Raw genomic sequence first — 12,480 nt, forward strand, 5'->3', positions numbered from 1 at the left:
CACCAAAGTTAGCTATTTTTCAGACGAATAGGTGTTAATAGAACATGAATTTGCTGCGCCATTCAATTCGATGTCGTACTTCATCGCGGCCGTATGGTAGTTCTTGGTTTCATAAACTCCTTTACTCACTTTCTCCGCACCTTCGTAGCGTGTAGACGACATGACGTTTTTGCCGGTCACACGGTATGCCACTCCTTCCGGTAGGTTTAATTTCACATTAGAAGCTCCAGTATTGATATCAATTTTCGTGCTTTCTAAAGTTGGCGCGCCAAAGCTGAGTTTAATATTACTTGCGCCGGCATTGATCGCTAAAGCCTGAAAACGGTATATTGAAAAGTCGGCTTTGAAATTTACCGCACCGACATTCAGTTCCATATTCCAAAGCGGGGCCGCGTTTAGATAAAATTCTACCGTATTTTTCTTGGAACGGCTATCGTTGTGCTTCGCTTCGAATACGATTTCTTTTTCCGTTGTTCCAGATTCGTCTAGTCTTAGGCCGACACTTGGGCTGTCTGTCCACGCCGCTATCAATTTGGTTGAATCTTCCGGAGTTACTAATTTGAAATTGGCGGCACCGCCGTTAAGATGCAGTTTTACTTGTTCTACCTCCGCATTATAATCTAACGCTACGCGCTGACTTTGCGCTTGGGAATCTATTCCAGCTTCGCCGTTAGCATAGCTTCGGTCGCCAGCGGTGGTTCCCTCGTACACCAAAAATGAACAGATCAAGATATTGCAAATGGTACTGATCAATACACCATGAGGCCTGTTCTGTAGCAGTAAAGAAATACCAACCGACACAATCGCCAATGGCCAATATTTCATAATAGCGTAAAAATTGAAATGTATTATATCTGTATTGTGTAGCAAAATGATTGCTCCAATAAATACAAGCCAGATTCCAGTTGCGATTTTATTATTCATCTTTTGTGTTGTTTTTCTTCTTATAGGAACAAACTTACAAGCTAAAATAGGGTATAAAGCCCTATATTAGGCTATATTATTCAATTATTCGGTGAACCTCCGCGTTTTGTCGGTAAAGAAATAATAAACAAATTTGTATATTAATAGTGGCGTCGAAACATTTTCTGTCAAATCGAGTTAGCTATTTACAGTATATTTTGTCCAAATACGTCATTTAAACAGCTGAATATGTTTTTCTATTATTTCGGGGAATACCTCCTATTGTTGCAACAAGTGTTTCGCAGACCGGAGAAATGGAAAATTTACCGGAAGGAAATAATGCACGAAATGAACGAGATAGGAGTGGGCTCGCTCGGATTAATCGTTATTATTTCAAGTTTTATTGGAGCGGTTATGACGATGCAGATTGCATTTCAATTAACATCTGACTTAATTCCAACTTCGATCATAGGGCAAATCAATCGAGATTCCAATATTTTAGAACTTGGTCCTACCATTTCTGCTTTGGTATTGATGGGGAAGGTTGGATCGGCTATATCATCTCAGATCGGATCTATGCGAGTAACCGAACAGATCGATGCGCTAGAGATTATGGGGATCAATGCTGCGGGCTATCTTATCTTGCCGAAAATTGTGGCGGGCGTTTTGATGGTGCCTGTGCTCGTGACGATTGCCATTGTTTGTGCGTTGGTTGGGGGGTTGATCGGAGGGGCGCTTTCTGGAGCTGTTTCTGCGAACGATTATATCCTCGGGATTCGGGAATCTTTTAATGGCTTTACGGTTTCTGTTGCGATGGTCAAGGCCGTAGTTTTTGGTTTTATTATCACCTCTATACCAGCACATAAAGGTTTCCACGTTCGGGGCGGCGCTTTAGAAGTGGGGCAAGCTGGTACGCGTGCAGTTGTTATTGGCTGTATTGCTATTCTTGCTTGTGATTATATGATAACCGCATTAATGTTATAAGTATTACTATGATCGAAATTCAAAATATCAATAAATCCTTTGACGATAATCATGTTTTGAAGGGAATAGATGCCATCTTCGAACCGGGAAAGGTTAGTTTAATAATCGGAGGTTCTGGATCTGGAAAAAGTACTTTGCTTAAGTGTATAGTAGGTTTGCATGCTCCTGAAAGTGGAAAGGTTTTTTTTGATCAGCAAGAATTCACTAAACTGAGCTTCGAAGAACGTGTGCCCATTCGAAAAGAGATCGGCATGCTATTTCAGAATTCGGCCTTGTTCGATTCCATGACGGTCGAGCAAAATATCGTGTTTGGTTTAGATATGTTTACCAATATGAGCCAAGCTGAAAAGCTAGATCGGGCTAATTTTTGTTTAGAAAGAGTGAATCTGACTGGTCGAAATAAATTATTTCCAGCGGAGCTTTCTGGTGGCATGAAGAAAAGGGTGGGTATAGCACGTGCTATTAGCATGAATCCAAAATATTTATTTTGTGATGAGCCTAATTCTGGGTTGGATCCGGCTACTTCTATTTTGATCGATGAACTAATTCAAGAATTAACCGAAGAATTTAATTCCACTACAGTAGTGGTAACGCACGATATGAACTCTGTGATGGGAATTGGGCAATATATTTTATTCTTGCATAAGGGACAAAAATTCTGGGAAGGTTCGAGTGAAGATATGCTGCAGGCGGATATACAAGAATTAAATGATTTTGTGTTTGCCAGTCCGCTGATGCGCTCTGCAAAAGAAAGTTTATAATATTACAATCGTGAATTTTGTTATTTTTTTGAGCTTGGTTTGCTTTTGATATATCGTTTTACATTACCTGTTTTGATGTATTCCAACTCGCCTTCCCGGCAGTAGGCTGTTAAGTAAACCGAGAATTTATTGCTTATACTTTTATCATAATCGAGCTCTTCCAGTACCTCAGAAACACGTCTCGGTACGGTGAAAAAGTCTGATTCAGAGACTAGTCTCTCAAGCTTTATACGCAGATCAATCCGGCTTTTGGATTGCGGTGATATGTTGTATAACGGAGTAAGGTCTATATCTTCAGAAAAAAACCTACGAGGCTGAAAATTTAATGCTCGGCACACTAGTAAAAAGTTGTGCATAGTGGATCCTGAACCCCTTTCCATCGCTGCAATTGTAGTCATCGTTAGGCCGGTCATACTGGCTACATCACGTTGCGAATAGGATAAATACTCCCGCCGTGATCGGAGTAAATCTCCAAGTTTCTTTAAAATTAATTCATTAGTTTCAGACACATTGCAAAATGAATAAATATTCTCGCAAAATGGGAATAAACAAAATCTATAATTATTTGCTTAATAAAATATTTTGTTTACATTTGATTTCAAATAAAGAATAATAATTAATTTTAAAGAAATAACAGTATGGTTGATTCGTGTTTTAGAATGGTTCAATGATTTTCAACCCGACAAATTTCTTGTTTATATCACATAAACATTCTGGTTAGTGCTAAAACAGTCTTAAATACACTTAAACAAAAGTGGAGGTTTCTTGTGGTGCCGCAGGGTGAGGATTCTAGTCGCTCACTGAATGATTTTCAGAAACATTAATGTTCTCACGTTATTGACTGATTGTTGTACACAACAGCGTCCGCAGATTATATAATACGGATTCTAAGGAATAACAAAATTGACTTTTTTGAAGGCTCAAATTTCAAAAGGTAAGACCAAGCGCGAAATCAAATAAGTTAATGATAATATTATGAGCAAAAAGCAGGCGATATATTCTTCGCAACAATATGTGAGCTTTCTAAATAATGGTGAAGAGCGAGCATTGGATTATTTTTATACTTGGTTCTATAATGATCTACTTAAAAAAGCGCGATTGGCCACGGGAGACATAGATGTCAGCAGAACCTTTGTACAGGAGGCTTTTTTTCGTTTATGGCTTTTTCGGAAACATATAATTAGTCTAGAGAATGTTGAATGTTTTTTGGACGAGGAGATTAAACGAGCAACACGAGAATACTATGGTAATCCGTCGGAGCAATTTAGGCGTAACTTCGTGCCGCTACAACCTTTTTATTCTGAAGAAAATTGTTTAGTGATAAATGACTTGGATGATGAGCCATACGACACAAAGCAGGATCCTGAAGATCGGATTTACATCCGAAAGATTAATGCACTTATGCCCAATCTCCGTCAAGATCAACAAACACTCATTCGGCTGTGTTTAGAATACAGCTTTAATTATGATAGGATTGCCGATCATTTAGGCGGTCGATCCGTTCACGAAGTACGGTTTAAAGTAAAGCAGGCTATAGCGCATGTGCGATCTGTTTTTGAGAATACAGAAAAACTACAGGAACTAGAAAGAGACTGTTTGCAACAACAGACAACAAATCTGAATACCGAGGAAGCGCTGGTGCTAGATCTACGGTGTAACCAGCAACAAACTTTTACAGAGATCGCAACCGCATTAGATGTAGATCTGGCTGTTGCAAACAGTTTGTTTGTCCGCGCCTATCGAAAAACTAAACAGTCACTTGCTCGTGATCAGTATTTAACGATGCAGTAAAATGGCGGGTAAGAAAATTATACTGACAAGCAAGATTCAAATTCTGCTAGATGAGTCCAATCCCGAAAATCGACGCGTGTATCAACATCGATTACATCAATGGAATGATTTGGTCTTCAGGGCTTCTAATATTGCTATTACACATCAATTTTTGCAGGAAAATATAAAGGATATATTATATCTGAAAGACGATGCTAAAGTTAAATTGCTGGACGCAAAGCAAAATGCAGAAGGAATACTTACGACCTCACGCCGAAATACGACATATCAGTTATTGTCTAAGTATTTTAAAGGAAAAGTGCATTCAAATATTATTACCAATTTGAATACATCAATTGTCAAAGCATTTTTTACAGATCGTCAAGCATATTCTAAAGGAGAACATTCGCTTCGGAATTATCAGAAAAATATGCCTATACCATTTTCTGGAAATTTGTTAAAATGGTTAGGTATGATAGGAGATCGGGATTTCAGATTTATACTATTCAGAATACCCTTCCGTACTTTTTTAGGGCGAGACAGTGGCCGTAAGAAGAAGCTAATCCAACAGATAATAGCAGGTGAGATCAAAATTGTACAATGTGCTATCAAGCGCGAAAAATCTGGTCTATTTTTATTTCTATGCTTCGAAAAGCCAATTGATGAAATTGAATTGAAGCAAAGTGTGGTAGCAGAAGCATCCTTGTCGCTAGAGCATCCAGTTGTGGTACAGATCGGTCACGATCTCTATCGCATTGGTAATAAAGAAGAGTTTCTATATCGACGATTAGCAATACAAGCTGCTCGGCATCGCATTGAATCTTCTTGCAGCTATAATAATGGTGGGCATGGCAAGAAAAAGAAACTACAGCGCTTAGAAACATTCCGGCAAAAAGAAAAGAACTATGTGCAAAGCAAATTGCATCTCTATAGCCGTCAACTTGTCGATTTTTGCATACGCCATCAGGCAGGCACCTTGATCTTGGTAAACCAAACACCTAAAAATGCTGTGGCAAAAGAAGATCTTTTTCTACTGCGAAACTGGGGTTATCATGGTTTGATAGAAAAGATTCGCTACAAGGCAGAGTTGGCAGGCATACACCTGATCGTAGAATAGCTTAAGGTGTACACGTAGGATGATGCGTAAATTGTTATCTTTGCTCAATAAAAGATACAATAATTTTGACGACAACCACAGATATACAGCTGCTTACACCGAAGCACTGGAAGGACTACGAACTGATCGATTGCGGAGATTTTGAAAAACTAGAGCGATTCGGAGATATGATCTTGATTCGCCCGGAGCCACAAGCCGTATGGCCAAAGAGCTTATCTAGTGCCGAATGGGAAAAAAAATATCACATCAAATTTAAAGGAAGATCGGCAACCAGTGGCGAATGGTTGAAGAAAAATCCTAAACAAGCCGACCGTTGGCATATTGCGTACCGCAATGAATTGGTAGAGATTCGTTTTCGTCTAGGGCTTACTTCTTTTAAGCATGTAGGGATCTTTCCAGAGCAGGCCGTTAACTGGGATTATATATCCGAATCGATAAAAGCTATTAAAAATCCAAGACCAAAGTTCTTGAACCTTTTTGCCTACACCGGTGGTGCTTCTCTTATCGCGCGTGCTGCTGGAGCAGAAGTGACGCATGTGGATTCTATCAAGCAGGTGGTGACTTGGGCGAATGAAAATCAGGAATTATCCGGATTGCAAGATATCCGTTGGATGGTAGAAGATGCCTTGAAATTTGTGCAACGTGAGTTGAAAAGAGGCAATACTTATCACGGTATTATATTGGATCCGCCGGCTTATGGCCACGGGCCAAAAGGAGAGAAGTGGAAGCTTGAAGACAATATCCGCGATATGATGCGTGACGTCGTTCAATTACTCGATCCCGAAGAACATTTCTTGATCCTAAATACTTATTCACTTGGTTTCTCTTCTGTTATTGTGGAGAATCTTATCCGCACTTCTTTTCCAGCGGTGCAGAATTTAGAAGTGGGCGAATTATACCTACAAGCCACCGCTGGTGTCAAATTACCACTAGGCGTGTTCGGGAAATTCAGAAAGTTTAAATAAGCTAAAAGTTACGGAATCGCCTTAAGCGTTTCCGTAACTCTCTAAAAATTTCTTCAGCTTCGGTGCCACTACTGCTTGGCAATATTGGTTTTCCGGATTGCGATTGAAATAGTTGACATGATAATCTTCTGCTTTCCAAAACGTCACCGCAGGTTCTACTGCAGTTACGATAGGATCCGCAAACACTCCTTGTGCCGTCAACTCATCGATAAATTGTACGGCTTGCAAATGCTGCTCTTCGCTGTGATAAAATACCACCGAACGATACTGCGTACCGACATCAGCTCCCTGTCGATTTAATGTGGTCGGGTTATGTGTTCTGAAAAATATACCCAATAGATCGATAAAGGAAAGTTTTGTCTCGTCAAACTCGATCTGAATCACTTCCACATGACCAGTTGCTCCAGTGCATATCTGCTCATAGGTTGGATTTTCGCGCTGTCCGCCCATATAACCAGGTAACACGGATACAATACCATCTAGTTGCTGAAATATAACCTCTGTGCACCAGAAACAACCTCCTCCAAATGTCGCTAACATAATAGTATGATTTTAAATGAAATAATGCGTGATCTGCATAGGTCAAATCACCCTACAAAGATACGGTACTAAAAGATATGTTTGCCCTTTTCGAGGATGTCCTGCTGCTCATTATGACATATGGCAAACGAAAAGCCCGATTGCAAAGCATAAGATCCATATTCACCTTTTTTATTAAGCGCCAAAAATCCAACTTGAATTTCTTTCGCGATCTCTGGTTTCTTTTTGACGATACGAGCTACCGCTTCTTTGCATGCCGCCTCCGGCGAATAACCTTGCCGCATCAATTCTACGACTAGAAAACTACCGACGGTGCGAATGACTTCTTCTCCCACTCCGGTGGAGGTGGCAGCGCCAATTTCATTGTCCACATACAAACCCGCGCCGATAATTGGGCTGTCGCCCACACGACCACGCATTTTAAAAGCCATGCCGCTAGTGGTGCAAGCGCCAGAAAGGTTTCCTGCTGCATCCAAGGCGAGCATGCCGATCGTGTCGTGATTGTATTGATTGCCGGGCAATCGATCTGTATTGAAAGATTTGTTCTCAATATTCATGATCGGTTTATACTGGCGTTCTTTCAGCCATTCTTGCCAAGCTTCTTTCGACGAAGGGGTCAACAAATCTTCTTTTTCAAATCCTTTTTCTAAAGCAAATTGTAACGCACCTTCGCCCACCAACATCACATGTGGGGTATCTTCCATCACCTTACGTGCCACAGAAATGGGGTGCGCAATATGTTCTAATGCTGCTACAGATCCACAATTGCCTTCGGCATCCATGATGCAGGCATCCAGAGAAACATGACCATCACGATCAGGATAGCCGCCTTTGCCCACCGTAGGATTCGAAAGATCCGATTCCGCCACTTTTACGCCCGCTTCCACAGCATCCAATGCCGATCCACCCGTTTGCAAGATTTTCCAAGCGGCCTGATTCGCTGCCACACCAAAATCCCACGTCGAAATCACGATTGGTTTTTTAGCGGCTCTTGTTGCGGTATTTGCCGTCGCCAAAGAAGTTGGAAGCGCGCTGGCCGAAATCGCGCCAATCATCGCTTTTTTTATAAAAATGCGTCTAGAATCTATCTTTTTATTCATGTTGTTGTCCTTTTTCTATGCCGATTTATTCGTATTTTAGCTTACGGCAAGTCGTGGTTTATCGTATTATAACCGCACGCTTATTAAAGTCTTTTAGCGATTGAATATAGCAGGGCTTAAAAGTAAATATTTGACAGCAAAAAAGGAAAACATTCATCACGGTCATGCACAACGCTTCGGCTCCAATCAATTGGACAACGCATCAACAAGGTAAATTTCGACTCCGGTATATGCCCTATACCTTGCAAATGCACCATGTATTCACGGTAGCGTCATTCAGTCGAACTACGACGCCGGTCGTCTTATTGGAACTGGAATTTGAAGGAATTACTGGATATGGTGAAGCATCCATGCCGCCTTACTTGGGGGAGTCGCAGCAAAGTGTTTTTGCTTTTCTGCAACAAGTAGATCTATCGCGATTTTCTTCGCCATTCGAAACGGCTGATATATTGGCCTATGTGGATGCTATTGCCGCGAACAATACCGCCGCCAAAGCTGCGCTAGATATCGCCTTACATGATCTGCTCGGTAAGATTATGCAACAGCCTTTTTATAAAATTTGGGGATTGGATAATGATAAAATTCCACCCACCTCCTTTACCATTGGGATAGATACCGAAGCGATGATTCGGCAAAAAGTATCAGAAGCCAGTGCTTACGGCATGCTGAAAGTAAAACTGGGTCTGGAAACGGATAAGATGATTATTGAAACGATCCGATCCGTCACGGATGTGCCGCTGTGTGCGGATGTCAATCAAGGTTGGAAAGACAAACATCTTGCGGTGGATATGGCCGGTTGGCTAGCCGAGAGAAATGTCGTATTTCTAGAGCAACCCATGCCCAAAGATCGACCGGAAGATAATGCGTGGCTGACGGAACGATCACCCATTCCTACGATTGCCGATGAAGCTTGCCAGCGCTTAGTTGATGTTTCTGCGTTGAAAGATATCTATAGCGGTATCAATATCAAGCTGATGAAATGTACGGGTATGCGCGAAGCAAAGCAAATGGCTGAGTTGGCGCGCGCCTTAGATATGAAAGTAATGTTGGGCTGTATGACAGAAACATCGTGCGCGATATCGGCGGCGGCACAATTAGCGCCACTGGCAGATTGGGCGGATCTGGATGGCGCCTTGTTGATTGATAACGATTTGTTCGACGGCATGCGCGTAGAAGATGGGCGATGTATTCTGCCCGATCGTCCCGGCATTGGCGTTATTAAAAAGTCTGATTAAGGCTATTGCGCTAATTTTGTTATTTTTGTATTCCGACCACCGCACACCTCCATATTACAACACATAGATACACATGAGCACATATAACGAAGATAGTATACGATCACTGGATTGGAAAGAGCATATTAGGCTTCGTCCGGGGATGTACATCGGTAAGCTGGGCGATGGTTCGGCTTATGATGATGGGATCTATGTACTCTTGAAAGAGGTGATGGATAACTGTATCGATGAGTTTGTGATGGGAGCAGGCCGTTCGATCGATATCACAGTCAATGAAAATAAAGTGTCTATTCGCGATTATGGTCGTGGTATTCCTATTGGTTCTGTGGTGGATGTGGTGTCCAAAATCAATACAGGTGGTAAATACGATAGCAAAGCTTTTCAAAAATCAGTCGGACTGAATGGTGTGGGTACCAAGGCGGTAAACGCACTTTCTACTCAATTTACCGTACAATCTTATCGCCAAAACGTGACGCGTATTGCGCAGTTTGCACAAGGCGAATTGGTATCGGATGAGAAAAAAGATACCACCCAGCGCAACGGTACTTCGGTTACTTTTTATCCAGACAACGACATTTTTAGAAATTACAAATACCGAATGGAATTTGTAGAAAACATGATCTGGAATTATGTGTTCTTGAATTCTGGCTTGACCATCAATTTCAATGGGCAGAAATTTATATCCGAGAACGGTCTAAAAGATTTACTGGAACGCAATATAGAAACGGATTCTATGCGTTACCCGATCATTCATCTCCGCGGAGAGGATATTGAGATCGCACTGACGCATGGCCAGCAATATGGCGAAGAATATTATTCTTTCGTGAACGGGCAGCATACCACGCAAGGTGGTACGCACCAAGCGGCATTCCGCGAAGCGGTGGTCAAAACTATTCGGGAGTTTTACAAGAAAGATTACGATGCTTCCGATATTCGCGCATCCATTATCGGCGCTATTGCCATCAAAGTGCAAGAACCGGTCTTTGAATCGCAAACAAAAACGAAGTTGGGCTCGCAAAACATCGGCCCCGAAGGGCCTAGTGTGCGAACCTTCATCAATGATTTTCTGAAAAAAGCGCTAGACGATTACTTGCACCGCAACCCAGAAACGTCCGATGCTTTGCAAAAAAGAATTTTGCAATCTGAGCGCGAGCGGAAAGATATCGCGGGAATCAAAAAATTGGCCAATGAACGCGCCAAGAAAGCTTCAGTGCACAATCGGAAATTAAGGGATTGTAAGCTGCATTTCTCGGACAAGCATGAGCGCAATTTGGAAACCACCTTATTTATTACGGAGGGAGATTCTGCCAGTGGTTCTATTACCAAATCGCGCGATGTGATGACGCAAGCCGTATTCAGCTTGAAAGGTAAGCCACTGAACTCTTATGGTATGTCGAAGAAGATTGTGTACGAGAATGAAGAGTTTAACTTATTGCAGCATGCGCTGAATATCGAAGAGGGTCTAGATGGCTTGCGCTACAATAATATCGTCGTAGCGACCGATGCCGATGTGGATGGCATGCACATTCGCCTGTTGTTACTCACCTTTTTCTTGCAGTTTTTTCCTGATCTCGTAAAATCTGGTCACGTCTCGATCTTGCAAACGCCGCTGTTTCGTGTTCGGAATAAGAAGGAAACGATCTATTGCTACTCTGCAGAAGAGAAGCAGAAGGCCATCAAGAAATTGGGTGCAAAACCAGAAATTACCCGATTTAAAGGATTGGGAGAAATTTCTCCTTCCGAATTTGGTCTATTTATCGGAAAAGATATGCGTCTGGATCCAGTCATTCTCTCCAAAGAAAATAAACTATCGCACCTGCTGGAATACTACATGGGTAAGAATACGCCGGATCGACAAAAGCATATTGTCAATAATCTGCGCGTAGAGCTAGATATGGAAGACGAACTAACCCAAGTGGCTGGCTAAAAAAGCTTGGACGGCAGCAATGCCGTTTTCCGACCGTGCCGCACCTTGTCCAGATATTAGTGCGTAGTTTGCTTGTAGACTGGTCAATTCTTGCTTCCAGATCTCCAAAAAATGAGGTCTTTGTTCTGGGAAATCGCGCAAGGGATCATCTTCCCAAGGTAGGTCAATATCCATAAGCAGGTAAAAATCGTATTTGCGCTGGGTTATCTCGTTCAGTACTTCTTCGGGTGTATGGCCAAACAAGTGATCGCTCCAAATCTTAATAGTCATAATCGTAGTGTCCGCAATCAATAGCTCGTTACTGGCCAAAGGGATCAACGATTCTTCTAAAGCGACTTGCCCATAATACATGTTCAATTCGTCTTGTAACGTATACTGATTGTTAAGATTCTGGCAGTAATAGCGTGCGTATTCGGGAACGCATACCGTATTGTAGTTCTCAGCCAACTTTTTAGCCATGGTAGATTTGCCCGTAGATTCTGGGCCGACAACGGCAATTTTAAGAAGTGGAGGTGTGTGCATTTTCTTACGTGTTGGCTAAATATGTTCTTTTCCAGTCCCGATATCCATTCCAGGCTATTCCAGCAAATATAATATATAAAACGGCGGTCATGGCTAATTCCTTGTGCAGATACAGCGGAATATAACACAGATTGACGGCGATCCAGATTGCCCAGCTTTGCACTATTTTGCGTGTCATCAGGAATTGTGCTACGAAGCTCATCGCGGTACACATACCATCAATATAAGGTACATCGGTATCTGTCCAACGCTTTAGGGAAAATCCTAGGACGAATCCTAAGACAACAATCGCTGCGATGGTGAACAGCATGTATTTTAAGGAAAGGGAACTAATTGGTTTTTCGTCGGATAGATCGCGCTTGCGCCAATAATACCAGCCGTAAATGGCGGTGAGTAGAAAATAGACTTGCAAGATGCTATCGCCATACAGCCGATGCTGGTAAAATATGATCAGATAGCAACACACACTCACGATGCTGATGGGCCAATTCCAAATATGTTGCTTGGCAGCCAGATAAACACAGGCTACACCAGTGACGGTTCCTATCCACTCCAGCTCCGAAGTACTCTTGAGCTGATGCAAGAAATCAAAAATAAATTGAGGCATGCGTGTCTGAGTAAGCAGGAATAAAGATAAGCATTATCCCCGCAAAATC

Annotated in this window: 13 protein-coding genes; 7 read left to right on the top strand and 6 right to left on the bottom strand. The window is 41.9% G+C overall.

Annotated features, from left to right (window positions below; translation table 11 throughout):
* Positions 1-12: 12 nt before the first annotated feature.
* Positions 13-924, bottom strand: coding sequence for a toast rack family protein (locus AC3IRT_RS02670; RefSeq protein ID WP_489394994.1), 912 nt, complete (start codon positions 922-924; stop codon positions 13-15).
* Positions 925-1,152: 228 nt separating this feature from the next.
* Here AC3IRT_RS02670 and AC3IRT_RS02675 point away from each other — a divergent pair, with 228 nt between their 5' ends.
* Both AC3IRT_RS02675 and AC3IRT_RS02680 read left to right on the top strand, forming a co-directional pair.
* Positions 1,153-1,887: an MlaE family ABC transporter permease gene (locus AC3IRT_RS02675; RefSeq protein WP_489394995.1), complete on the top strand. Its 735-nt coding sequence runs from the start codon at positions 1,153-1,155 to the stop codon at positions 1,885-1,887.
* Between the two features lie 8 nt (positions 1,888-1,895).
* Entirely contained in the window at positions 1,896-2,648 is a 753-nt protein-coding gene (locus tag AC3IRT_RS02680; protein WP_489394996.1) for an ABC transporter ATP-binding protein, read from the top strand.
* Between the two features lie 20 nt (positions 2,649-2,668).
* Here the strand turns inward: AC3IRT_RS02680 and AC3IRT_RS02685 are convergent, their stop codons facing one another.
* Positions 2,669-3,157 (bottom strand): helix-turn-helix domain-containing protein, encoded by a 489-nt coding sequence (locus AC3IRT_RS02685; RefSeq protein ID WP_489394997.1) that lies wholly within the window; start codon positions 3,155-3,157, stop codon positions 2,669-2,671.
* A gap of 466 nt (positions 3,158-3,623) precedes the next feature.
* Here AC3IRT_RS02685 and AC3IRT_RS02690 point away from each other — a divergent pair, with 466 nt between their 5' ends.
* The 3 genes from AC3IRT_RS02690 (at position 3,624) to AC3IRT_RS02700 (ending at position 6,500) form a co-directional block, all read left to right on the top strand.
* Positions 3,624-4,439: an RNA polymerase sigma factor gene (locus tag AC3IRT_RS02690; RefSeq protein ID WP_489394998.1), complete on the top strand. Its 816-nt coding sequence runs from the start codon at positions 3,624-3,626 to the stop codon at positions 4,437-4,439.
* A gap of 1 nt (position 4,440) precedes the next feature.
* A complete protein-coding gene (locus AC3IRT_RS02695) occupies positions 4,441-5,535 on the top strand; it encodes a nuclease/transposase family protein (RefSeq protein ID WP_489394999.1) in 1,095 nt (364 codons plus the stop codon).
* 65 nt (positions 5,536-5,600) lie between these two features.
* On the top strand, positions 5,601-6,500 hold the full coding sequence (locus tag AC3IRT_RS02700; RefSeq protein ID WP_489395000.1) for a class I SAM-dependent methyltransferase: 900 nt from the start codon (positions 5,601-5,603) through the stop codon (positions 6,498-6,500).
* Positions 6,501-6,521: 21 nt separating this feature from the next.
* Here the strand turns inward: AC3IRT_RS02700 and msrA are convergent, their stop codons facing one another.
* Positions 6,522-7,040 carry a peptide-methionine (S)-S-oxide reductase MsrA gene (gene msrA / locus AC3IRT_RS02705; protein ID WP_489395001.1) on the bottom strand — a complete coding sequence of 173 codons (519 nt, stop codon included), beginning with the start codon at positions 7,038-7,040 and terminating at the stop codon, positions 6,522-6,524.
* Positions 7,041-7,108: 68 nt separating this feature from the next.
* Complete coding sequence (locus AC3IRT_RS02710; protein WP_489395002.1) at positions 7,109-8,140, bottom strand: glycosylasparaginase; 1,032 nt, start codon at positions 8,138-8,140, stop codon at positions 7,109-7,111.
* A 164-nt stretch (positions 8,141-8,304) separates the two neighbouring features.
* Between AC3IRT_RS02710 and AC3IRT_RS02715 the strand changes: the two genes are divergently transcribed.
* On the top strand, positions 8,305-9,375 hold the full coding sequence (locus AC3IRT_RS02715) for a dipeptide epimerase (RefSeq protein ID WP_489395003.1): 1,071 nt from the start codon (positions 8,305-8,307) through the stop codon (positions 9,373-9,375).
* A gap of 73 nt (positions 9,376-9,448) precedes the next feature.
* Positions 9,449-11,302: a DNA topoisomerase IV subunit B gene (locus AC3IRT_RS02720; protein ID WP_489395004.1), complete on the top strand. Its 1,854-nt coding sequence runs from the start codon at positions 9,449-9,451 to the stop codon at positions 11,300-11,302.
* On the opposite strand, the gene AC3IRT_RS02725 is transcribed toward AC3IRT_RS02720, so the two are convergent.
* Both AC3IRT_RS02725 and pnuC read right to left on the bottom strand, forming a co-directional pair.
* On the bottom strand, positions 11,282-11,824 hold the full coding sequence (locus AC3IRT_RS02725) for an AAA family ATPase (protein ID WP_489395005.1): 543 nt from the start codon (positions 11,822-11,824) through the stop codon (positions 11,282-11,284). The two genes, AC3IRT_RS02720 and AC3IRT_RS02725, sit on opposite strands and share 21 nt — an antisense overlap.
* Positions 11,825-11,828: 4 nt before the next feature.
* On the bottom strand, positions 11,829-12,431 hold the full coding sequence (pnuC, locus tag AC3IRT_RS02730; RefSeq protein ID WP_489395006.1) for a nicotinamide riboside transporter PnuC: 603 nt from the start codon (positions 12,429-12,431) through the stop codon (positions 11,829-11,831).
* Positions 12,432-12,480: the final 49 nt, after the last annotated feature.

This window comes from Sphingobacterium sp. KH_072 (genome assembly GCF_057837975.1).